Source organism: Streptomyces sp. NPDC002889, assembly GCF_042888425.1.
Taxonomy (GTDB): Bacteria; Actinomycetota; Actinomycetes; order Streptomycetales; family Streptomycetaceae; genus Streptomyces.
In genome coordinates this window covers 30,884-53,256 of the sequence record NZ_JBIAPT010000009.1, presented here as the reverse complement: position 1 = coordinate 53,256, position 22,373 = coordinate 30,884, and the positions used below count along the sequence as shown (strand labels likewise).

Annotated in this window: 21 protein-coding genes; 11 read left to right on the top strand and 10 right to left on the bottom strand. The window is 70.9% G+C overall.

The window, feature by feature from the left end; all coding sequences use genetic code 11:
* Positions 1-663 precede the first annotated feature (663 nt).
* From ACFYWI_RS15240 to ACFYWI_RS15230, 3 genes are all read left to right on the top strand, one after another.
* Entirely contained in the window at positions 664-2,163 is a 1,500-nt protein-coding gene (locus ACFYWI_RS15240) for a bifunctional phosphatase PAP2/diacylglycerol kinase family protein (RefSeq protein ID WP_389231133.1), read from the top strand.
* A 520-nt stretch (positions 2,164-2,683) separates the two neighbouring features.
* Positions 2,684-3,493: a class I SAM-dependent methyltransferase gene (locus ACFYWI_RS15235; RefSeq protein WP_389231130.1), complete on the top strand. Its 810-nt coding sequence runs from the start codon at positions 2,684-2,686 to the stop codon at positions 3,491-3,493.
* Between the two features lie 32 nt (positions 3,494-3,525).
* Entirely contained in the window at positions 3,526-3,879 is a 354-nt protein-coding gene (locus tag ACFYWI_RS15230) for a VOC family protein (RefSeq protein WP_389231127.1), read from the top strand.
* Positions 3,880-4,006: 127 nt separating this feature from the next.
* Here the strand turns inward: ACFYWI_RS15230 and ACFYWI_RS15225 are convergent, their stop codons facing one another.
* A complete protein-coding gene (locus ACFYWI_RS15225; protein ID WP_389231124.1) occupies positions 4,007-5,251 on the bottom strand; it encodes a DUF6777 domain-containing protein in 1,245 nt (414 codons plus the stop codon).
* A gap of 217 nt (positions 5,252-5,468) precedes the next feature.
* Between ACFYWI_RS15225 and ACFYWI_RS15220 the strand changes: the two genes are divergently transcribed.
* The 3 genes from ACFYWI_RS15220 to ACFYWI_RS15210 all read left to right on the top strand — a co-directional run bounded on the left by ACFYWI_RS15220 (position 5,469) and on the right by ACFYWI_RS15210 (position 8,750).
* Positions 5,469-7,421, top strand: coding sequence for a sensor histidine kinase (locus ACFYWI_RS15220; protein ID WP_389231121.1), 1,953 nt, complete (start codon positions 5,469-5,471; stop codon positions 7,419-7,421).
* Positions 7,409-8,053, top strand: coding sequence for a response regulator (locus tag ACFYWI_RS15215; RefSeq protein WP_389231118.1), 645 nt, complete (start codon positions 7,409-7,411; stop codon positions 8,051-8,053). The genes ACFYWI_RS15220 and ACFYWI_RS15215 overlap by 13 nt, the downstream gene beginning before the upstream one ends.
* 223 nt (positions 8,054-8,276) lie before the next feature.
* Positions 8,277-8,750, top strand: coding sequence for a VOC family protein (locus ACFYWI_RS15210; protein ID WP_389231115.1), 474 nt, complete (start codon positions 8,277-8,279; stop codon positions 8,748-8,750).
* 16 nt (positions 8,751-8,766) lie between these two features.
* Here the strand turns inward: ACFYWI_RS15210 and ACFYWI_RS15205 are convergent, their stop codons facing one another.
* Positions 8,767-9,675: an arginase family protein gene (locus ACFYWI_RS15205; RefSeq protein ID WP_389231112.1), complete on the bottom strand. Its 909-nt coding sequence runs from the start codon at positions 9,673-9,675 to the stop codon at positions 8,767-8,769.
* Positions 9,676-10,003: 328 nt separating this feature from the next.
* Between ACFYWI_RS15205 and ACFYWI_RS15200 the strand changes: the two genes are divergently transcribed.
* From ACFYWI_RS15200 to ACFYWI_RS15190, 3 genes are all read left to right on the top strand, one after another.
* Positions 10,004-10,960 (top strand): ABC transporter ATP-binding protein, encoded by a 957-nt coding sequence (locus tag ACFYWI_RS15200; protein WP_389231109.1) that lies wholly within the window; start codon positions 10,004-10,006, stop codon positions 10,958-10,960.
* The gene (locus ACFYWI_RS15195; RefSeq protein WP_389231106.1) at positions 10,957-11,349 is read left to right on the top strand and encodes a hypothetical protein; all 393 of its coding nucleotides are present in this window, start codon (positions 10,957-10,959) and stop codon (positions 11,347-11,349) included. Before ACFYWI_RS15200 ends, ACFYWI_RS15195 begins: the two co-directional genes overlap by 4 nt.
* Before the next feature lie 168 nt (positions 11,350-11,517).
* Entirely contained in the window at positions 11,518-11,967 is a 450-nt protein-coding gene (locus ACFYWI_RS15190; RefSeq protein ID WP_389231103.1) for a hypothetical protein, read from the top strand.
* Here the strand turns inward: ACFYWI_RS15190 and ACFYWI_RS15185 are convergent.
* A complete protein-coding gene (locus tag ACFYWI_RS15185; RefSeq protein ID WP_389231100.1) occupies positions 11,945-12,496 on the bottom strand; it encodes a GNAT family N-acetyltransferase in 552 nt (183 codons plus the stop codon). The genes ACFYWI_RS15190 and ACFYWI_RS15185 overlap by 23 nt on opposite strands.
* 41 nt (positions 12,497-12,537) lie before the next feature.
* Positions 12,538-12,789, bottom strand: a complete 252-nt coding sequence (locus ACFYWI_RS15180; protein WP_389231096.1) for a lipopolysaccharide assembly protein LapA domain-containing protein — start codon at positions 12,787-12,789, stop codon at positions 12,538-12,540.
* Between the two features lie 138 nt (positions 12,790-12,927).
* Between ACFYWI_RS15180 and ACFYWI_RS15175 the strand changes: the two genes are divergently transcribed.
* Both ACFYWI_RS15175 and ACFYWI_RS15170 read left to right on the top strand, forming a co-directional pair.
* Complete coding sequence (locus ACFYWI_RS15175; protein ID WP_389231093.1) at positions 12,928-13,674, top strand: GntR family transcriptional regulator; 747 nt, start codon at positions 12,928-12,930, stop codon at positions 13,672-13,674.
* 75 nt (positions 13,675-13,749) lie between these two features.
* Positions 13,750-14,817: an adenosine deaminase gene (locus tag ACFYWI_RS15170; protein ID WP_389231090.1), complete on the top strand. Its 1,068-nt coding sequence runs from the start codon at positions 13,750-13,752 to the stop codon at positions 14,815-14,817.
* A gap of 235 nt (positions 14,818-15,052) precedes the next feature.
* On the opposite strand, the gene ACFYWI_RS15165 is transcribed toward ACFYWI_RS15170, so the two are convergent.
* From ACFYWI_RS15165 to ddaH, 6 genes are all read right to left on the bottom strand, one after another.
* Positions 15,053-15,994, bottom strand: a complete 942-nt coding sequence (locus ACFYWI_RS15165; RefSeq protein ID WP_389231087.1) for an LD-carboxypeptidase — start codon at positions 15,992-15,994, stop codon at positions 15,053-15,055.
* Entirely contained in the window at positions 15,991-17,994 is a 2,004-nt protein-coding gene (locus tag ACFYWI_RS15160; RefSeq protein ID WP_389231085.1) for a prolyl oligopeptidase family serine peptidase, read from the bottom strand. Before ACFYWI_RS15160 ends, ACFYWI_RS15165 begins: the two co-directional genes overlap by 4 nt.
* A 10-nt stretch (positions 17,995-18,004) precedes the next feature.
* On the bottom strand, positions 18,005-19,345 hold the full coding sequence (locus ACFYWI_RS15155; RefSeq protein ID WP_389231082.1) for a M20/M25/M40 family metallo-hydrolase: 1,341 nt from the start codon (positions 19,343-19,345) through the stop codon (positions 18,005-18,007).
* On the bottom strand, positions 19,338-20,174 hold the full coding sequence (locus ACFYWI_RS15150; protein ID WP_389231079.1) for a M55 family metallopeptidase: 837 nt from the start codon (positions 20,172-20,174) through the stop codon (positions 19,338-19,340). The genes ACFYWI_RS15155 and ACFYWI_RS15150 overlap by 8 nt, the downstream gene beginning before the upstream one ends.
* A gap of 146 nt (positions 20,175-20,320) precedes the next feature.
* Entirely contained in the window at positions 20,321-21,544 is a 1,224-nt protein-coding gene (rocD, locus tag ACFYWI_RS15145; RefSeq protein ID WP_389231076.1) for an ornithine--oxo-acid transaminase, read from the bottom strand.
* Positions 21,541-22,353, bottom strand: coding sequence for a dimethylargininase (gene ddaH / locus ACFYWI_RS15140; RefSeq protein ID WP_389231072.1), 813 nt, complete (start codon positions 22,351-22,353; stop codon positions 21,541-21,543). Before ddaH ends, rocD begins: the two co-directional genes overlap by 4 nt.
* Positions 22,354-22,373: the final 20 nt, after the last annotated feature.

Sequence of the window (22,373 nt, the reverse complement as noted above, 5' to 3'; positions counted from 1 at the left end):
GAGGTGCCTCACTCCCGCGGCGCCGCGGGCCCCGCAGGCCACTCGACCGGGCTACAGGGGCGCATATGGGCGAAGTCGGCGGGTTCGTCAGGTCCCGCCTCACGACGCGAAGGCCACGAGCCACGGTCCGTACCGACGCGCGCCGTGCTCGCGGCGCCCGTGGTCGGCCCGGCAGGGCGTCACAGCGGGGCCCGACCCCGGGGAAGCCGGTGACGGCCGGGCGCGCGGACCGGAGCCCGCAACCCGCCCATGCGGCCGGAGGGCAGGGCCTGCGGGCACGGCCGCCTGCCCGGGCGCAGGTGCCTCGAGGGGCCGGCCGCCGGACGAGGGCCGCGGGCCGCGGGCCCAGGTTCCGGTCGGGGACGCAGTCGGGGTCCGGGTCGCGGGGCCCAGGCCCAGGATCCGAGGCGGCCGGGTCACGGGCCCCGGCTCACGATCCGAAGCCGGGGGCCGAGTCGGATCGCCACGCCCGGGGATCCGAGGCGGGGGGCCGAGTCCGGGGTCCCTCCTGCCCCGGACTCGGGGATGCGCGTCGCCAGACAGGGCGCGCCCGGACCGGTCCACCGCTCCACCGCGCGTCCGCGTACCACGCGGCACACCCAGCGGTCGGCACACGGCGCAGCCCCCGGCGTGGCGTCGGGCACTGCGGGGTACACGCGGTCCATGACAAACCCTCACACGGCTACGACCCCGCCGCTCCGGCAGCGGATCGCCGCACTTGTCACCGGCTGGGACCGGCAGATCCATCATGCCGTTGCCGCACGGCAGTGGCCGGGGGCCGAACCCGTACTCCCCCGCCTCAGCCGTAGCGCCAACCACGGCGTCCTCTGGCTCGGCACCGCCGCAGGCATCGCCGCGCTCGGGCGCGGAACCCGGGCGCGACGGGCCGCCGTACGGGGCGTCGCGTCGCTGGCGGTGGCATCCGCCGTCATCAACACCGTCGGCAAGCGGTCCGTGCGCCGGACGCGGCCGCTGCTGGACGCGGTACCGGTGATACGGCAGTTGAAGCGGCAGCCGTTCACCACGTCGTTCCCGTCCGGGCACTCCGCCTCGGCCGCCGCGTTCGCGACCGGCGTCGCCATGGAATCCAAGGGCTGGGGCGCGGTGGTCGCCCCCGTGGCCGCCTCGGTCGCGTTCTCCCGCGTCTACACAGGTGTGCACTATCCGAGCGATGTGCTCGTGGGTGCCGCGCTGGGCGTGGGTGCCGCGCTTGCGGTGCGCGGGCTCGTGCCGACCAGGTCTCAGCTGCCTCCGCCCGGCCGTCCGACGGCCGAGGCGCCCGCGCTGCCCGACGGTGAGGGACTGGTGGTTGTGGCCAACCGCCTGTCCGGCACACCCGGTGCCGCCGAGGTCGTGCGCGACGCACTGCCACTGGCGCAGGTCATCGAGTGTGAGCCCGACGAACTGCCGGCCGCACTGGAGAAGGCGGCGGGCAGCGCCCGCGCGCTCGGAATCGTCGGTGGGGACGGCACGATCAACCGGGCCGCGACGGTGGCAGCCGCGCACCGGCTCCCGCTCGCCGTCTTCCCCGGAGGTACGTTCAACCACTTCGCGTACGACCTCGGCGTCGAAGCGGTCCATGACACCTGCCGGGCCCTGGCGTGCGGCGAGGCCGTGCGGGTCGACCTGGGGCGTTTCACACCCGGCCCGGACGGCAGCGCACAGCCCGGTCATTTCCTCAACAACCTGAGCCTGGGGGTCTATCCGGAGCTGGTCCACATCCGCGAGCGCTGGGCGCCGCGGATCGGCAGCTGGCCGGCCGGAGTGCTGGCGGCCATTCAGGTGCTGCGCGGCGAACATCCGCTGGAGGCCACGGTGCGGGGCAAACGGCGTCCCATGTGGCTGCTGTTCGCGGGGAACGGCCTGTACCGGGGCGTCGGCCCCACGCCCGGTCATCGCTACAACCTCTCGGACGGGCTGCTGGACGTCCGCATCGTGCATGCCGGTCGCCTGCCCGGCCTGCGGCTGCTGGCCGCGGCTCTGGCGGGCCCGCTGAGCCGCTCCCCGGTGCATGCCGCCCACCGGATGCACCGGCTGCACATCAGCGGGATCGCGCCGGGGACGCCGCTGGCGTACGACGGTGAAGTGACCAGCATTTCGGGCGAGTTGCTGGTGGAGAAGGAGGTCGAGACGCTCACGGTCTACCGGCCGATCGCCCTCTAGGGTCTCCCGGCGAATAATCGGATCGACGGGCTCCCGTCGCGTCCCGCACCATGTAGCGCGTGCAGATCCGCAGCGCTCAGGTGCACGACGCGGCGGGATTCGCCGCTGCGCACGTATGTGCGCAGCAGGCAGGTTCCCGGGACTCGTGCCGCAGCACCGGCTCGGTGCCCTCGATCCCGGTCGCGAGGCGCTGAAGTGGGCGGATCGGCCCACTGAGCCTCGGCGGCCGGACACGGGGGTGCTGGTCGCCGAGGTGAACGGGGCTCCGGTCGTCCTCGCCCGCTGACCGGCCGCCGTTCTTCCACCGGCGCGCACTTCCCGCCGCTGCCGCGATCGCCGCCTGAATCCGTCCGGACCCGGAGGCCGACGCTCCCGCAGGGCCTTTCTTGGTGCGGTAACTCCTTTCCATGTGCCCCTCGTTGAGAACGCTGTCCATATATCAAGATAGGGGTCTCGCGATACGAAATGACGGCGTAGCGTGCTCCGTAAGTGCCCCAGCCTCAGCAGAAGGAGTCCGGCCATGCCGAAGGAGACCGCTGTCTACACCCACGGCCACCATGAGTCGGTGCTGCGCTCGCACACATGGCGCACCGCCGAGAACTCCGCGGCCTATCTGATCGGCGAACTCCACCCCGGACTGGACGTACTGGACGTCGGCTGCGGTCCGGGCACCATCACTTCCGATCTGGCCGCCCTGGTCGCGCCGGGACGGGTCACGGCGGTGGACGCCGCCGAGGACGTACTGGGCCAGGCACGCGCCCACGCGACGGAACGGGGCCTGAGCAACGTCCACTTCGCGGTCGCGGATGTCCACGCTCTGGACTTCCCCGACAACTCCTTCGACGTGGTCCACGCGCACCAGGTACTGCAGCATGTGGGCGACCCGGTGCAGGCACTGCGCGAGATGCGCAGGGTCTGCCGGCCCGGCGGCATCGTCGCGGCCCGCGAGAGCGACTACGGCGCGTTCACCTGGTTTCCCGAACTCGCGGCGCTGACCGCGTGGCAGGAGCTGTACAGACGGGTGGCCCGCGCCAACGGCGGTGTGCCGGACGCCGGGCGCAGGCTGCTGTCCTGGGCCCGCCGCGCCGGCTTCACCGACATCACCGCTTCGGCGGCAAGCTGGTGCTTCAGCACCCCCGCGGACCGTGCCTGGTGGAGCGGCTTGTGGGCGGACCGCACGGTCGCATCGGTCTACGCCGAGCTGGCGGTGGAGGGCGGCCACACCACAAGGGAGGAGCTGACGTCGATCGCGGAGGCGTGGCGTGCTTGGGGTGCGAGCGACGACGCGTGGTTCATGGTCCCGCACGGTGAGGTGTTGTGCCGGGCGTGACCGAGCCAGGCACGCGAACTACCCTCGGCCGTATGGAGATCCTCGGAACCACGCTGCGCATCTGCGTCGACGACCTGGAGACCGCGGCAGCCTTCTACGAACGACTCACCGGAGCCACTCCCCTGCGTTTCGAGCGCGGCGGGGTCTCGGTGGCCGCCGTCAACTGCTTCCTGCTGATGAGCGGTCCGCAGTCCGAACTGGAGGTGCTGCGCAAGGTGACGGCGACGATCGCGGTGAAGGATGTCGACGACGCGTACGCCTCGCTCACCGAGGTCGGCGCGAGAATCATCGCGGGCCCGGTGCCGACCCCGGTCGGCCGCAACCTGATCGCCGTCCACCCCGACGGATCGGTCTTCGAGTACGTCGACCGGAAGACGGCCGTGTGACCAGGGCCGCAGCTCGACCGCCGCGCGGTTGTCGCCGGCCGAACGTGCGCAAGAAAGGCCCATCCGAAGTGGCCCGAGGGTTGACTGTCACTGAGCGACCGAGCGGGCCGGGTGACTCGACATGCGCCTACCGCCGGTCGGCTTCCTCTGCCCCGCCTGCCGTGGCGTCGCCGGTCCAGGGACTCTCGGTTGTGCCGGCGCCGTCTCCGCCGTCGGCCGGTGATCCGGTACCGTTCGCGCCCGTTGCGGGCGTGCCGGTCTGTGCGTCCGCCGATCCGTCGCTCGGCGAAGGCTCCGGCGACAATGAGGCTGTCGCCGTCGCGGACGGTGCCCCCTCCGGAGCCACGACGAGGGTCACCACCGAGCCCTTGGTCAGCCGCTGCCCCGCGGCCGGGCTTTGCTCCAGGACGGTGCCGGGCGTGGCGCTCTCCGAAGCGGCATCGCCGGTCGCGGCGGTCTCGCCGGTCGCGTTGGTCTCGCCGGTCGCGTTGGTCTCCACGTCGAACCCGTGGTCCTCGAGGATCCGCGTGGCCTCCTCGGCCGGCATACCCGTCACTGCGGGAACCTCGGATTCGACGGACTCGGCGCCGGGATCCACCGGCAGAGGCTCGTCCTGCGCACCATCCGTCCCCGCGGGCCGTTCCAGACCTGTGGCCTTCCCCTCGAGGTCGACCAGTTCATAGAAGCTGACGGGCCGTTCCTCGACCACGGGCCGAACCTTGACGATCTTCTCCTGGTCGTACGTCTTCCACTTCGCGTTCATGCCTTCGAACTGCACGTCCGCGCTGCCCACGTCGGCCTTGAAGGCACCCAGTGGATTTCCGCAGCTGCACTGCACGGCCGGCTTGCCGTACGCGTCGACCAGAACGGCGATGCCTGCCTGCAGCAGCGCGTCGAAGCCGACCGCCTTGCCCTTCTTGTAGTCGTGGTTCCTCACCAGGGTGTCGTTGCGCAGCACCACGGGCGTCAGCCGTTCGACGAAGCGCGCTATTTCACCGACGTCGACGCCCTGCACCCTCGCCCATTCCGCCGCCTTCTGACGGTGGGCCGGGTCCTTCAGAAAGCGGACGAGTTTGCCTGTGGCGCAACTGCTGCTGTTCCGCGACCCGCCGTACAGGCCGGGCTGGTCGCCCTGCTTCGTACCGCCCTTGAGGGCCAGCGCCTCGCCGACCAGGGTGTCGGCGCCGAGCCGGAGCGCCTTCTTGAAGAATGGGGCGTCGGTCGGGACGCCCCGGGCCACCGCCTTGACCGCGACCCGGCCACCGATGGCCGCGATCTTGCCACCCGCGCAGCCGGTGGTCATCGCACTGATGCTGATCAGGATCGCGGCGAACAAAGCAACCGTCCGCCCGATCCTCCGTAGGCGTGTCATGCTCATCCCTCTTCAGCGTTTCATGCGCCACCGGACCCGGTCGGCGCGTGTATCCGGCTCCGGCGGCACCTGGCCGGCCGGCTGCTCGTCGACGAGCTCTCCTGCAGCACTGGACTCTCCCGGAAGGGGCGCTGGCCGCACATCGGGGCTGGCACGGGAGCAACTGTCCGTGTCAGTACGGATACCGCCGGGCCGCTCCCACCCCTACCGTTGATTCATGCCTTGGCCCCGTCGCATCTCCCTGGCCATCGCGCTGCTCACCGCAGTGACGATCGTGGCGGTCTGTGCTCTCACTCCTCTTACGGCGGTCTCGGCCGAGGAAGTGCTCGCACTCGTGATGTCCGTGATCGCCGGCACACTCTCCACCTGTCTCGGGCTGTTCGTCTCGCGTCGGCGCCCCACGAACCGGGTCGGCCCGTTACTCAACCTCGTCGCGCTCGCCCCGCCATTGCTGACGCTCTTCGATACCTATGCCTATGTGCATCTCTCGCGGCCGTTGCCCGGTGCGGAGGTGGTCCATCAGCTCACCGCAGGCGCATGGATGCTCTGGTATGTGCCCGTCGTGCTGCTGGTGCTGTTCTTTCCCAATGGGCAGCTCCCGCCGGGACGGTTCCCACGTCTGGTGCTGTACGGGGTGCTGTCGTGCATGGTCGCCTTCATGGCGAGCGCCGCCATGGACCCCAGCCCGTACGACCCGCCGTTCGAGGACTACGGACATCCGCTGCCCACGCTGCCAGGAGCGGTGATATGGAGCATGCTGCTGCCGCTCCTGGGGGCGTTCATGGCGCTGCTCGTCTGTTCGGCGCTGGTGATGCTCCGCCGCTATCGCGCGGCCGACAAGGTCGAGCGTGCACAGCTGAAGTGGTTCGCGCTGGGCACCGTCGCACTGTCCGGCACGCTGCTGTTGTGCTGGGCCGACTACCTGCTGTTCGGCGAGGTGGGCATTCTCATCTGGGTAGGCCTGCTCTCGCTCTGCCTCGGAGTGCCATCCCTGACCGCCCTCGCGATCCTGCGCCACGATCTGTACGACGTGGACCGCGCGACCAGCGCGGTCGTCACCTGGGGCCTGGTCACCGCCGGGCTGCTCGCCGTGTACGGCACCGCCTCGTTCACCGGCGGTGTGGCACTGGGGCGGGGCAACGCGGTGACGGCCGCGGCGGTGACGGCGCTGGTCGCCGTGGCTCTCGTGCCGGTGAAGAACAGGGTCCGGCGCTGGGTGGACCGGCGTTTCTATCCCGCACGGGAGCGGGCGGTGGCGGCCGTGGGGGCGCTGGAACGCGACGTTCACCACGGGCTGGCGCGCCCTGAGCAGTTGGAGGAGGTGCTGCGAGAGGCACTGCGTGAGCCACAGCTGCGGGTCGGGTTCCTTCTGCCGGGGGGTACGGAGTTCCACGACATGGCCGGCTCGCCCGTCCCGCGGGGATCCGAGGTACGGCTCGCCGGGCGCCCGATCGGGGTGATCGACGGGCCATGCCCGCGTGAGGTCGTCACCGCCAGCGCGTTACTCGTCGAGACTGTGCGGCTGCGGCTCGAACTCCGACAGGCGCTCGGGGAGGTGGAGGCAAGTCGCAGTCGGCTGCTGAAGACGGGATACCGAGAGCGGCGCCGTCTGGAACGGGACCTCCACGACGGGGCCCAGTCCCGTCTGGTCAGTCTCGGCATGGCTCTGCGGCTCGCCCAACGCCACCTCGACGACGACACGGTCGACGTCGACGGCCTCCTCGATCAGGCGGTCGACGAACTGGGCGCCGCCGTGGGCGAGTTGCGTGAACTGGCCCACGGGCTACGGCCGAGCTCCCTCGATGACGGACTGGGACCCGCCCTCGAAGCACTCACGGTACGGGCTCCGGTACGGCTCGACTGGCGGCTCGACGGGCACCGCCTCCCCGACGACGTCGCCACCACGGCCTACTTCGTCGCCAGCGAGGCTGTCACCAACGCGGTGAAGCATGCCGAGGCCACGAGCATCGCAATCGTCGTCGGCGACGACGGACACGGCAAGCTGTGCGTCACCGTCCAGGACGACGGGCGCGGTGGCGCCGACCCGGTGAAGGGATCAGGGCTGTCGGGCCTGGGAGACCGCGTCGCCGCACTTGGCGGACGGCTGCGCATCACCAGCTCGCCCGGCGGCGGGACAACTGTGGAGGCGATGCTGCCGTGCGTATCGTGATCGGCGAGGACTCGACCCTGTTCCGGGAAGGGCTGGCGCGACTGCTCGCGGACGCAGGGCACGACATCGTCGGCCGTGCCGCCGACGCGTCGGCGCTCGTCGGCGCGGTCACCCAGGCCCGCCCCGACCTGGCCATCATCGACATCTGCATGCCACCGGACCTCACCGACGACGGCGCCCGCGCTGCCCGGCGGATCCGGGACGCGTACCCCCAGCTCGGCATCGTGCTGCTCTCGCAGCACATCGAAACCCGCAACGCCGTGGAACTCGTCGCACAGGGTCGCTTCGGCTATCTCCTGAAGGACCGCGTGCTCGACGTGGACACCTTCCTCGAAGCCCTGCTCCGGGTCGCCGCGGGCGGCTCCGCACTCGACCCGCACGTGGTCTCCCGCATGATCGGTACCCACCGCGATCCACTCGCCTCGCTCACCGTACGAGAGCTGGACGTGCTGGCGCTGATGGCAGAGGGTCATACGAACCTGGGCATCGCACGACGGCTGTGGCTGGCTGAACGAACCGTCGAGACCCACGTCGCCTCGATCATGGTGAAACTCGAACTGACGACGAGCAAGGAGCACAACCGCCGCGTTTTGGCCGTCGTGGCGTACCTGTCGTCCCGAGGCCGCCGGTAGGAGCCCGGGTCGACGATGCCGCCGCGCGGGAGGGAGGCAGCGTGATTGCCCGCGGCGTCGGACCGTCCGATCATGCGTCGAACCACCCGCTGCGGCGGGTCCTCCGGGCTCACACTGATCAAGGTCACGGATTCGGGCCGTCACGGAGCGATGATTTCCGGGCTGCTGGACGGTCGGAACCAGCGAAGACCGACAGCATGCCCGACGAGATCAGGAGAACGACATGCCCCGGATCACACCCAATCTCTGGTTCGACACACAGGGCGAGGAGGCCGCGGAGTTCTACTGCTCGGTCTTCCCCAACTCGGAGATCAAGAAGGTGTCCCACTACGGCGAGGCGGGGCCCCGCCCGGCCGGGACCGTCCTGACCGTCGACTTCGTCCTCGACGGCCAGGACTTCACCGCGATCAACGGCGGCCCCGAGTTCACCTTCGACGAGGCCGTGTCCTTCCTCATCGACTGCGCGGACCAGGAGGAGGTCGACCACTACTGGAGCAAGCTGTCCGAGGGCGGGCAGGAGGGTCCGTGCGGCTGGATCAAGGACAGGTACGGCCTGTCCTGGCAGGTCGTGCCGTCCGTGCTGGAGGAACTGCTCACCGACCCGGACGAGGCACGCGCCCAGCGGGCGATGAAGGCCATGCTCGGAATGCAGAAGCTGGACGTCGCCGCGCTGCGCGCCGCCGCGGACGGAGCGTGACCAGGGGTTTCGTGCGTCAGTCTTCGGTAAAAGCCGCCACGATCAGATCGGCGAGCAAAGCCCCCGCGCTGCCGTCGGGGTCGAGATCGGGGTCATAGATGGTGACGTTGAGGCCCACGCACCGCTCGGAGTGGACCAACACCTTGAGGATCGCGGTCAGTTCGTCCGGCAGCAGTCCGTCGGGGTCGGGGCTGTCGACGGCCGGCATCACGGACGGGTCGAGCACATCCGCGTCCAGATGCACCCAGAAGCCGTCGAGTGCGGGTGCGTCGAGGGACCGCAGGGTGGCGGCGGCGAGGTCGGCCGGGCCCCATTCCCGCAGGTCGCCCACGGTCACGGTGGGTATCTTCAGCTCCGCGAGCTCGGCTCGGTCCTCCTCGAAGGCGTCGCGGGTGCCGAACAGCCGCACATCCTCGTCGCGCAGGTAGGGCCTGCGGCCTTCGAGGTCGGTCAGGTCGTCCTGTCCGCGCCCGGTGGCCAGCGCCAGCTCTTCGCCGCCCGCCGCACCGATGGGGCCGTTGGTGCCGGAATTGCCGGAGTGGCGGAAGTCGGGTGAGGCGTCGATGGCGGCGAGCCCGTACCGGCCGAGGCGACGCAGCGCGAGCGCCGCACCGAGCTGGATGGAGCAGTCGCCGCCGAGGACGAGTGTGAAGTCACCGGTGCGGACATGCCGCTCGATACGGTCGGCAAGCTTGACGGTGTACGCCGCGATGGCCTCGGCGTTGAAGACGCCGTCGCCCACCTGCCAGGATCCGCGGTCGTAGCGCGGCGGTACGACGACCCCGCCCTCGAATGCGCCGAGGCGTTGGACGATCCGCTGTTCGCGCAGGGCACCGGCGAGTTTGTAGCATCCGGGGACCGTGCCCGGGGCCGGGGGCTTCAGGCCGAGGTTGGACGGCGCGTCGATCACCACGATATTCCGCATGGCCCTCATCCTCGCCGCCGTACGCTGCGCCTTCAACGGGTTTCACGAGACGTGGGCATGGTGTCCGTCTTCGCCGGCCTGCACCAAGAGTTGGTACTCGCCGCCACCAATGACGGCCTGGCCGCCGCCGGTGCCCGCGGCAAGACCGGCGGACGGCAGCTCACATGACATCCGCAGGCACGATGAACCGAGACGCCGGCCTCGGCACGTCTCGCAACACAACGCATCACGCCTGCTGATCGTAATCGCCTGACGTGCGGCGGGACATTGGTCCGTGGGCGTACGCCCACGGGCTACAAGCCCTCCGGCGAGTGCGGCCGACGGGCCGATGCCCGACGGACACTCTCCCGGCACCGTTGGCCGGGAGATCGAAGTCAACGAACTGACCAAGCGATACGGCAGGACCACTGCCGTCAACGGCCTGAGCTTCACCGTGCGCCCCGGGCACGTCACCGGGTTCCTCGGTCCCAACGGTGCCGGCAAGAGCACCACCCTGCGGATGCTCCTCGGCCTGACCGAACCCACCTGCGGCACCGCCACCATCGATGGCCACCTGTTCCGGGACCACCCGCGCGGTCTGTTTCACGTCGGCGCTCTGCTCGACGCCCATGATGTCCACGGCGGTCGCAGCGCAGCGGCCTACCTGTCCGCCCTGGCCCGCAGCAACGGCATCCCGCGGCGCCGGGTGGACGAGGTCCTTGAGGAAGTGGGACTCGCCGCCGCGGCCCGGCGCCGCATCGGCGGGTTCTCCCTGGGCATGAAGCAGCGGCTCGGCATTGCCACGGCACTGCTCGGCGACCCTCCGGTGCTGCTGTTCGACGAGCCGGTCAACGGCCTGGACCCGGAGGGCGTGCGGTGGGTACGCGGCCTGTTCAGGCAACTGGCCGCCGAGGGGCGCACGGTGTTCGTCTCCAGCCACCTGATGAGCGAGATGCAGAACACCGCCGAGCACCTGATCGTCATCGGCCGGGGCGAGTTGATCGCCGACGAGAGTGTGGCGGAGTTCGCGGCCCGCGGCACCCGCCCGAGCGTGACCGTGCGGACGCCCGACACCACCGCGCTGGCGTCTGTGCTCAAGGCCGAGGGCGCTTCGGTGCAGCCGGACGACTCGGGGGCAGACGAGTCGCTCACGGTGACCGGCCTGAGCGCGGCCCGCATCGGGGAACTCGCCTCCCACCACCGCATCGTGCTCCTTGAGCTGGCCACCCGCACCTCCTCGCTGGAGGAGGCATTCATGAAACTCACCGCCGACAGCGTCGAATACCTCGCAGGAGAACCCCGATGACCCCGACCACCACCCGGCCGACGGCCGTATCCACCCCCGTACGTACCCCCGGGCCCCGCACCCACTTCCGGGACCTCCTCGCCGCCGAGTGGATCAAGCTGTGGTCGCTGCGCTCCTCGTCCTGGGCGTTCGGGGCCAGCGCGCTGGTCGTCATCGGGATCAACATCAGCGCCGCCGTCGCCGACTACAACAACTGGCCGACCTACAACGAAGGAATCCGGGCCCTCTTCGTCCCGATCTGGGCCATGCGGGACGCCTTCACCATCGGCGCCTCCATGGTCCTGATACTCGCCACCGGCAGCATCGGTGCCCTCCGGTTGTCGGCGAGTACAGCACCGGACAGGTCCGTGGGACCTTTGCGGCCGTACCGGCCCGCCGCTCGGTCGTAGCGGCCAAGATGGCCGCCGTGACGGCAGTCATGCTCGTCTACGGCGCTGTCGTCGCCGGGACCTCGTTCGGCGTGACGCAGGCCGTCCTGTCCGGTCGGGACATCGGTCTGTCCCTCGACCCACCCCGGCGCGTTCCGCGCCGTCGCGGCGTCCGCCTTGCTCGCGCCGGTGTGCGCGCTCATCGGCATGGGCCTCGGCGCCCTCATCCGGCACACCGCAACCACCCTCGTGACGTTCACCAACATCCTTCTGCTGCCGTTCCTCCTCAACGACCGCCACCGCTGGTCGTCCGCCATCCTTCACGCTCTGCCCCACAGTGCGTGGGAACGACTGGTGCAGGTGGGCGACCCCTTCGAATCGGCGCCCTACCCGGCGACCATCAGCGGGTCGTGGATCGTGTACGCGGCCTGGCCACTCGCCGCAGCAATCATCGCCATGGCCGCCGTCCGCCGCCGCGATCTGTTATCCCGCGAGCCCCACGCCACCGCGCACGAGAACTGCAAGGACGCCGAGGCCCCTGGCTGCCCCGATGCACACGGGATCGCGGCAGCAGGCGCTCCGCGTCTTCCCAGTGGGCGATCACCAGGCCATCAGGTCATCGGGTCATCTCGCGGGTGATGGCCCAGCGTTCGTGATCACGCCAGGCACCGTCGATGTAGAGGAAGTCGGGCGAGAAGCCTTCGAACCGGAAGCCGGCGCTGCGTACGAGCCCCAGGGAAGCGGCATTGCCGGGCTGGATGTTGGCCTCCAGGCGGTGCAGTCCGAGGGGACCGAAGGCGTGGCCGATGAGCAGCCCGAGGCCCTCCCGCATCAGTCCGCGGCCGGCCGCGTGCGCGAAGGCCCCGTAACCGACCGCCCCGCACAGGAACGCCCCTAGGACGATGTTGTTGATGGTGATGAAGCCGGCGATCCGGCCCGACGGGCGTTCGCAGACGAGGAAACCGGCGCTGGACGGGTGCTCGATCAGCCGCTGGGCGTGGGCGGCATAGGCCTCGGCGGTCAGCGGCGGGAACAGCCAGGGGTGGTGGTGCTGCGTGCTCTGCCTCGCGAGGGCGGTGAACTCCACTCCGTCGTCGTAGGTGAAGGGGCGTATGCCGACGCGTGCGCCGGTGGCGACGAAAGGGACCGCGGACGAGGTCTCGGACACCTGATCAGGCTATCGGCGCCGTACGCGAGCCGCAGGTCCGCTCACCGCTCCCGCCGCCGCCGGAAGAAGAGGCCGCCGCACAGGGCGCCGATCACGAACATGGCGAGCAGGGCCAGATAGAGCGGCATGGTGACGAGGGGGACCAGTACCCGGATCTCGACCTGGTCGGTGTTCTCGAAGATGAAGACGATCGCCAGGACCGCGAGCACGATCACGGCGATCCTGGCGGGCGTGAGCCACTCACGCAGGCCACTTCTCCTCGCGCTGCCCGCTGCTGCTCTCTTGGCGGTCATGCGACCAGGATGGCCGGTTCCCGGTCGCATGACCGCCGCAGGCGGGCCATACGGGTGAGTCGTAGGGGTCGTGCGCTGCGCCCTCGATCTTGTCAGACAAGTTAGGTTTGCTGTCGACACATGAGCCGAGGAGGATCAGTGGCAGCCAGCGGGCAGCAGCGGAGACCGGTCGTCGTCCTGTACGAGCGGATCGCGGACGCCATCCACGACGGCACCTATCCGCCCGGATCGACGCTGCCGTCGGAGCCCCGGCTCGCCACCGAGCTGGGGGTCGGCCGGCCGGCCCTGCGCGAGGCGCTGCTGCTGCTCCAGGAGGACGGACTGCTCTCGGTGCGCCGGGGCGTGGGGCGGACCGTCAGCGACCGGCCGCCGCGGCGCGGCTACGAGCACATCCAGCCGCTGGAGGAGCTGCTGTCCTCGGGCTCGCCGCTGCGGGTCCGGCCGCTGCTGCGCGCGATGGAGGAGCCGACCGACTTCACCACCCAGCACCTGCTGGCCCCGGCCCGCGCGGAGCTGCGTTTCTGGGAGTCATTGCTGGTCGGCGAGGATGCGGCGACGGCACTCAGCCACGAGTGGGCGGCGCAGGACACGACGCTGCAGGCCAGGCACCCGGCCTTCGCGCAGGCCCTGGAGGCGGCGCAGGACGCGTCGGTGTCGATGCTGTCGGTCCTGACGGAGGCCTCGAAGGGCGTAGCCCTGACCGCCCACAGCGCGGTGAGCGCGACCCTGCTGGGCAGGCGCCGCGGCGACCTGCTGGACCGGCCGGCGGACACCTCGGCGGTACTGGTCACACAGGTGGTCCGGGTGGGCGACACCCCGGTCCTGGCGGCGAAGCACATGCTCCCGACGGGGGCACCGGCGCTGCCGGTGCTCCAGTCGAACTGAGGGGCGCGGGCCGGTCCGGTCGGCGCCCGGCCCGCGCGGTGCGTCTCCCGCCGCCCCGTGCCGTACACTCCCGGGATGCACTTGTCTGACATCCTTCGCGCGCCCAAGGCCGTCCTTCATGACCACCTCGACGGTGGACTGCGTCCGGCCACGATCATCGAGCTGGCCCGCGAGTGCGGCTACCGCGATCTGCCCACCGAGGACCCCGCCGCGCTCGCAGTCTGGTTCCGGGACGCCGCGGACTCCGGCTCGCTGGAGCGCTACCTGGAGACGTTCGCCCACACCTGCGCGGTGATGCAGACCCGCGACGCGCTGGAGCGCATCGCGGCGGAGTGCGCCGAGGACCTGGCGGCGGACGGTGCCGTCTACGCCGAGGTGCGGTACGCGCCCGAGCAGCATCTGGAGCGCGGGCTGACCCTCGACGAGGTCGTGGACGCGGTCAACGCGGGCTTCCGCGAGGGCGAGCGCCGCGCCGGGGGCCGGATCACGGTCCGGGCGCTGCTCACGGGCATGCGGCACACCGAACGCTCCCTGGAGATAGCCGAGTTGACCGTAGCCCACCGTGAGCGCGGGGTCGCCGGATTCGACATCGCGGGAGGCGAGATCGGCAACCCGCCGGCCCGCCATCTGCCGGCTTTCCAGCATCTGAAGCGGCACAACTGCCACTTCACGATCCACGCCGGCGAGGCGGTCGGCGCCGAGTCCATCCACGAGGCCGTGCAGATCTGCGGCGCCGAGAGGATCGGGCACGGCGTGCGCATCACCGACGACATCACGGTGCATGACGACGGCACGGCCCGACTCGGACACCTCGCCTCGTACGTCCGCGACAACGGAATCGCGCTGGAGGTCTGCCCGACCTCCAACCTCCAGACGGGCGCGGCCAAGGACTACGCCACGCACCCGATCGATCTCCTGCGCCGCCTCGGCTTCCGCATCACGCTCAACACGGACAACCGCCTGGTCTCCGGCACCACGATGAGCCAGGAGTTCCAGCACATGGTGGACGCGTTCGGGTACGGCCCCGAGGTCTTCGAGGACTTCACGGTCGCGGCGATCGAGTCGGCGTTCCTGCCCCTGCCGGAGCGGCAGCGGCTGATCCACGAGGTGATACGGCCGGGGTACGCGGCGCTCGCCCGCTGACCGGCGCGGCCGACGCCCGGCACGAGGGCATCCGGGCCGCCGGTGAGCGTGCACGTTTCGTCCCGCGTCAAGGATCGGCCGCCTCCACGGCGATCGCGGTGCGCGGGCAGCCCGCACCACGCCGGTGCGGCACGAGCGCGATGTGCGCCCGGCGCCCGCGGCCGGCGCCCGGCACGAGGGCATCCGGGCCGGCGGCCCGCGGGCCGCCGGGCCGGAACCGGCCCGAGCGCAGACCTCAGCGCAACGCCGGCTCGTCAAGCGTCAGCGTCCTCGCCTCCGCGTCCAGCACCGCCGCGACCCCCAGCGGCATCGTCAGGGCCGTCTCGCTGTGCCCGAACCCCAGCTCCTCGACCACCGGGACGCCCAGTCCACCGAGCCGGTCGAGCAGCACCGCGCGCACCTGTTCGTACGGTCCGCACTCGGCCCAGGACCCGAGCGCGATGCCGCTGACCCCGTCCAGCCAGCCGGAGCGCAGGAGTTGGGTGAGGATGCGGTCGAGGCGGTAGTCCTCCTCGCCCACGTCCTCGATCAGCAGCAGGCCGCCGCGGGCGGACGGCCGGGCGGACGGGGTGCCCAGGTCCGCGGCGAGCAGGCTGACGCAGCCGCCGAGCGTGATGCCCCGGGCGCGTCCCGGCACCATGGTGCGGGCCGTGTCCAGGCCGAGGGTGCGTACCGACTCGGGCTCGAAGAGCGTGGCGCGCAGCGACTCCTGAGTGGGGGCGTCCTTGAGGAAGGTCGCGGCGCCGACCATGGGGCCGTGCAGGGTGGCCAGGCCCGTCCGGACGGCGAAGGCCTCGTGGAGGGCGGTGACATCGCTGTAGCCGACGAAGATCTTGGGGCCGGCCGCGCGTATCGCGGTCCAGTCGAGCAGGTCGACCATGCGCTGGGCGCCGTAGCCGCCGCGGGCGCAGATGACGGCGGAAACGGACGGGTCGCACCAGGCCTCGGTGAGATCGCGGGCGCGGTCCTGGTCGGTCCCCGCCAGATACCAGAAGCCGGGGTGCTGGTCGCGGGCATGGGGCAGTACGACCGGGTCCAGGTCCCAGCCGCGCAGGATCTCCAGGCCCGCGTCGAGCCGTTCGCCGGGTACGGGGCCGCTGGGCGCCACGACGGCGACCTTGGCCCCGGGGCGCAGTCGCGCCGGGCGGGTCAGGGGCGTCAGGGGCGGGCGGTTCACTTCTTGAGCTCCAGTGGGGGGACGTCGGGGCGGGAGATGCCGAAGGTCTGTGCGTACAGGGACAGTTCGGCCTCGAGGGCGCGGATCATGGTGTCGGCCCTGCGGAAGCCGTGTCCCTCGCCCTCGAAGGCGAGGTAGGCGTGCGCGACGCCGCGTCCTGGCATCCGGGCGAGGAAGCGCTCGCACTGGACGGGCGGGCAGATCACGTCGTCCAGGCCCTGCAGCAGCAGGAAGGGCGCGGTGAGGCGCTCCACGTTGTTCAGCGGTGAGCGTTCCCGGTAGCGGCCGGGTACCGCGGACAGCGGGCCGACCAGCGACTCGAGGTAGCGCGACTCGAAGTCGTGTGTCTCGCCGGTGGCCCAGCTGAGCAGGTCGAGGATGGGATAGATGATGGTGCCGCACGCGTACACGTCGGTGGTGGTGAGGGAGGCTGCCGTGGTCCAGCCGCCGGCGCTGCCGCCGCGGATCGCCAGGCGTGCCGGGTCGGCGGTGCCCTCGGCGGCGAGCGCCTCGGCGACGGCCGCGCAGTCCTCGACGTCGACGACGCCCCACTGTTCGCGCAGCCGGTTGCGGTACTGCGTGCCGTAGCCGGTGGAGCCCCCGTAGTTGACTTCGGCGACGCCGAAGCCGCGCGAGGTGAAGTAGGCGATCTCCAGGTCGAGTACGAGAGGCACCCGGCTGGTGGGCCCGCCGTGTGCCCACACGACATAGGGCGGCAGCTCGTCGTCGGATGCGATCCGGTCCGGATTGTGCGGCGGATAGATATGGGCGTGGATCTCGCGGTTGTCCGGTCCGGTGAAGGTGCGGATCTGCGGCTCCGGATAGTACGCGGGGTCCACCGGGTCGCCGTGCGCGCCGCCGATGACCCGGGCCCGGCCGGTACGGGTGTCGAGTTCCACGACCTCGTAGGCGCTGCGCGGGCTGGCGGCGATCCCGATCACCCGGTCACCGTGCACGGCCAGGGTGGGCGCCCACTCGCTCCACGGTCCCGCCGCGTCGACGAGTTCCCCGGACTCGGGGTCCAGAATGCCGAGCGTGGTGGTGCCGGTGCCGTGGATGACCGCGATCAGCCCGTTGTCGAGAGGATGGAACCACTGGCGGCCGATCTGCCACAGCGGGCCGCCGAACTCCTCGGCGCGGCCGGGACACAGGGCGGTGCTCGGGACGAGGCCCGTGCCGAGCGCTTCGGGCCGGATCCGTCGCGGTTCCCACCAGTTGGTGAGGTCCGAGACGAACAGCAGCGAGCCGTCGGCGGCCCACTCGACCTGAGTGATCGACTCCTCCGTGTCCCCGGCGACCGGCCGCACCGCGCTGAACGCGCCGTCCTCGCCCACCTCGCCGAGCATGACGAGCGTGCCGTCCCAGGGCATCTGCGGATGGTCCCAGGCGATCCAGGCCGCCATCCGGCCGTCGGGGGAGATCCGCGGCCCGGTGACGAACCGGTGCCGGTCGTCGCTCAGTTCGCGAACCGCGCCACGGTCCTCGGCGGCCGAGCCGTCCAGCGGTACGGCGGCCATCACCCGGCGTACGTCCGTCGGTGCCTCGCCGGTGAACTCCTCCAGCACGCACCACACTTCACCCTGCTGCGTCCGTATCCTCGGATCGACCCAGCGGAGCCCGCCGCCCACGGGCGAGAGCGGGGTGAGCGGGCGCGGTTCGGCTCCGGGCACATCGGGCTCGTACGCGTACAGCCGCTGGTCGGGGAAGTGCACGAAGACGATCAGAGGCCCTCCGTCGGCACGCTGAACGCCCGCCCAGGGCAGGCCGCCGTACTCGATGACGCGGCTGCGCAGGTCCCACGGCGCGGGGAGCACCGACTCCTCGCCGCCGTCGGCCCGTCTGCGCATCAGAGCCCGCCGGCCGCCCTCGACCGGCCGTGGCGCGGTCCACCACACCTCGTCGCCGACCATGGCGAGAAAGTCGGGGCGTCCGTCGTGCGAGGCGGCGAGGGCCGCGTCGATCGGCGAAGGCCACGTTCCGTAGGGACCCGTGGGTACCATGCCGAACCCCCTATGCGGACTGCAGGTAGTGATCGAGGACGTCGACTCCGAAGTGCAGCGCCTCGACCGGGACGCGCTCGTCGACTCCGTGGAACAGCGCGGCGTAGTCGAAACCGGGCGGCAGTCTCAGCGGTGAGAACCCGTAGCCGGTGATGCCGAGCCGGGAGAACTGCTTGGCGTCCGTGCCGCCGGGCATGCAGTACGGCACGACATGCCCCGCCGGGTCGAAGTGCTCCACGGCGGCGCGCAGTTTGGCGAACGTCGGGGAGTCGACGGGGGCCTGGAGGGCCACCTCACGGTGATGGAACTCCCAGTCGACGTCCGGTCCGGTCAGCCGGTCCATCGTCTCGTGGAACTCGGCCTCGCCGCCGGGCAGCATCCGCCCGTCCACGTAGGCGATGGCGTGGCCCGGGATCACGTTGACCTTGTAACCGGCTTCCAGCATGGTCGGGTTGGCACTGTTGCGTACGGTCGGCTCGACGAGGGCCGCGGCCGGGCCCAGCTTCTCCAGCAGCGCGTCCACGTCGACGTCCGGGGCGTTCACATCGGTGTCGATGCCGTGCAGAGCGGCCAGCTCGGTCAGCGAGGCCCGTACGGTCGGGGTGAGCCGCACCGGCCAGTGGTGCTCGCCGATCCTGGCGACCGCGGCGGCGAGCCTGCTGACGGCGTTGGCCCGGTTGACCTTGGAGCCGTGGCCGGCGGTGCCGTGCGCGGTGAGTTTCAGCCAGCCGGTGCCGCGCTCCCCCGCGGCGATGGGGTAGAGCGCCATCCCCGGTCCGGCGTGAAAGGTGAAGGCCCCGGACTCGCTGATGCCTTCCGTGCAGCCTTCGAACAGCCCGGGGTGATGGTCGGCAAGGAAACCCGAGCCGTCGATCGCGCTGGCCTCCTCGTCGGCGGTGTACGCGATCACGATGTCGCGGCGCGGTCGGATCCCGGCGCGTGCCCAGGCCCGTACGACGGCGAGCACCATCGCGTCCATGTTCTTCATGTCGACGGCGCCGCGGCCCCAGACGACCGAGTCGCGGACCTCCCCGGAGAAGGGGTGCACGCTCCAGTCGGCGGGTTCGGCGGGCACCACGTCCAGATGGCCGTGGACGAGCAGGGCGTCGGCCGAGGGGTCGGTGCCCTCGATACGGGCCACCACGTTGGTGCGCCCGGGGGTGCGCTCCAGCAGGGTGGGTTCGATTCCGGCGTCGGCGAGGCGTTCGGCGACGTATTCGGCGGCGGGCCGTTCCCGGCAGTCACCGCCTCCGCGGTTGGTCGTGTCGATCCGGATGAGGTCGGAGGTGAAGGCCACCACCTCGTCGTGTGCTCGGCCGTCCATGGCGTTCGTCGTCGTCACGTCAGCCATACTGCTCCTCCACCGCTGCCGAGACGATCGTCGTGACCGCTTTGAATGTGCGAATGCCCTCATACATCGTCTCGCTGGTGTAGGCGACGCGCCGCTCGGCGGCGGTCCTCGCCACACCTGGCACCACGGTGGCGGCGGCGGCGAGATGTTCGGCGTCGAACTCCAGCTCCACGGTGAACGGGCCGCCCCGCACGGGCTCGTGACGGGTCGCGAGTGCCGTGGCCTCCTTCGCGGCGGCACGGATGTCCGCCGCGGTACGCGTCGGGGTGCGGCACACGGCCGCGTACCGCGAGACATGGTCCTTGACGGCGACCTTGTGCGCCTCGGGGGCGTAGTCGAGGGCGTCCTCGCAGGTCAGGTCGTCGCCGGTGACGAGGATGACGGGGACTCCGTACTCGGCGACGACATGGGCGTTCAGCAGGCCCTCGCTCGCCCGCACGCCGTTCAGCCAGACGCCGGTGATGGAGTTGGCGAGATAGGTGTGGGCGAGCACGCCTTCCGTGCCGGCGCCGGTGTGGTAGCCGACGAAGGCGATGCCGTCGGCGTCGCCGTGCTGCACGCCCTCCACCATCGAGAGCGACTTGTGCCGTCCGGTGAGCATCTCGGACCGCTCGTCGAGCTGCTCGAGCAGCAGGTTGCGCATGCTCCAGTGCGCCTCGTTGATGAGGACCTCATCGGCGCCGCCGTCGAAGAAGCCGAGCACTGCCGCGTTCACATCGGAGGTGAACATGGCGCGGCAGCGCTCCCACTGGGGTGTGCCGGGCAGCACGTCGGCCGGCCAGGTCACCCCGGTGGCGCCTTCCATGTCGGCGCTGATGAGGATCTTCACAGCTGTCTCCGTTCCCCTGGGCCGCTCTGCCCGGGCACGCCTTGGGGCAGAGCGTGAGTGTAGACCGGAGACAGCCGCACAACCGGTGGTGCGCCGCAGGGGGCGCGCCGTCCGGTGGCGGCGCAGGTTCGCGCCGTCCGGTGGCGCTAGCCGAGCACCTTCTCCAGAGCCGCGAGGGCCGACTCGAGTTCCTCGCGGGTGATGGTCAGCGGCGGGGCGATCCGGATGGTGGAGCCATGAGTGTCCTTGACGAGGACACCCTCGCGCATGAGGCGTTCGCTGATCTGTCGCCCGGTGCCGATCTCCGGGTCGACATCGACGCCGGCCCACAGACCGCGGGAGCGGAAGCCGACGACACCCTTGCCGACGAGTGCGGCGAGACCGTCGCGCAGTACGCCGCCGAGGTCGGCCGCGCGGCGCTGGTACTCGCCCGTGGCGAGCAGGTCGACGACCGCTGAGCCGACCGCGGCGGACAACGGGTTGCCGCCGAAGGTGGAGCCGTGCTCGCCGGGGCGCAGCACCGCCATGACATCCCGGCGCGCGACCACCGCGGAGACGGGCACGATGCCGCCGCCCAGTGCCTTGCCGAGCAGCAGCATGTCGGGACGTACGGATTCGTGGTCGACGGCGAGGGTGGTGCCGGTGCGGCCGAGACCGGACTGGATCTCGTCCGCGATGAAGAGGCAGCCGGTGCGGCGGGTCAGTTCGCGTACGCCGGTGAGATAACCGTCGTCGGGGATGACCACGCCCGCCTCGCCCTGGATGGGCTCGATCAGTACGGCGGCCGTGGTCTCGTCCACGGCCGCCTCGAGGGCGGCCAGGTCGTTGTAGGGAACCACGCGGAAGCCGGGCGTGAACGGGCCGAAGCCGCTGCGGGCGGTCTCGTCCGTGGAGAAGCTCACGATGGTCGTGGTGCGGCCGTGGAAGTTTCCGGCGGCGACGACGATGGTGGCCTGACCCGGCGCGACGCCCTTGACCTCGTACGCCCACTTGCGGGCGACCTTGATGGCGCTCTCGACGGCCTCGGCGCCGGTGTTCATCGGCAGGGTGGTGTCCAGGCCGGTCAGTTCGGCGAGCCCCTCGGCGAATCCGGCGAGCCGGTCGTTGTGGAAAGCACGGGAGGTCAGCGTGACCTCGTCGAGCTGGCGGTGGGCCGCGGCGATGAGCTCGGGATGGCGGTGGCCGAAGTTCAGGGCCGAGTAGCCGGCCAGCATGTCGAGATAGCGGCGGCCCTCGACGTCCTCGACCCATACACCTTCGGCGCGGGCGACGACCACGGGCAGCGGGTGGTAGTTGTGCGCGAGTGTGGTGTCCTCGGCACTGATCAGCTCGGCGGAGGAGCGCTGCGTACGTACGGTGGCGAGGGTCATGCGCGAATCTCCTGGGTGCAGCACTTGATGCCTCCGCCGGCCTTGTGGAACTCGGACAGGTCGACGGGGACGGGGAGGTAGCCGTGCGTGGTGAGTTGTGCGATCAGGGCCGTTGCGCCGGGGGCGACGAGGACATGCTGGCCGTCGGACACGGAGTTGAGGCCGAACGCCGTCGCGTCCTCGCGGGTCGCGGTCAGGGCCTGCGGGAAGAGCCGCTGCAGCACCTCTCGGCTGCCCGGCGAGAACGCGTCCGGGTAGTAGGCGATGTTCTCGTCGTCGAGGACGAACAGGGCGGTGTCGAGGTGGTAGAAGTACGGGTCGACCAGCTGCAGGCTGATCGTCGGCATGCCGAAGAACTCCTGCACCTCGCGGTGTGCGTCCGTGGTGGTTCTGAAGCCGGTGCCGGCCAGGACCAGGCCGCGGACCGGGACGAGGTCGCCCTCGCCCTCGCACACCGCAAGGGACTGCTGCACATCGAAGCCCGCCGCCTTGAACCAGGCCGCGTACAGCGCCTCCTCGGGTTGGCGCTGCGGGGCATGGAAGCGGGAGCCGAAGACCCGTCCCTCGACGACGAGAACCGAATTGGCCGCGAACACCATGTCCGGCAGGCCGGGTTCCGGAGCGACGGTCTCCACCGTGTGGCCGAGGTCGCGATAGGTGGCTACGAGGGTGTCCCACTGGGACCGGGCGAGATCGAGGTCGACTTCGGTGTTCTCGCGCATCCAGGGATTGATGGCGTACCGCACGTCGAAGTACCGGGGTTCGCAGACGAGATAACGTCTCGGGCGAGGCAGACGGCTGGGTGGCACCGAGTGATTCCTCCCGCTTC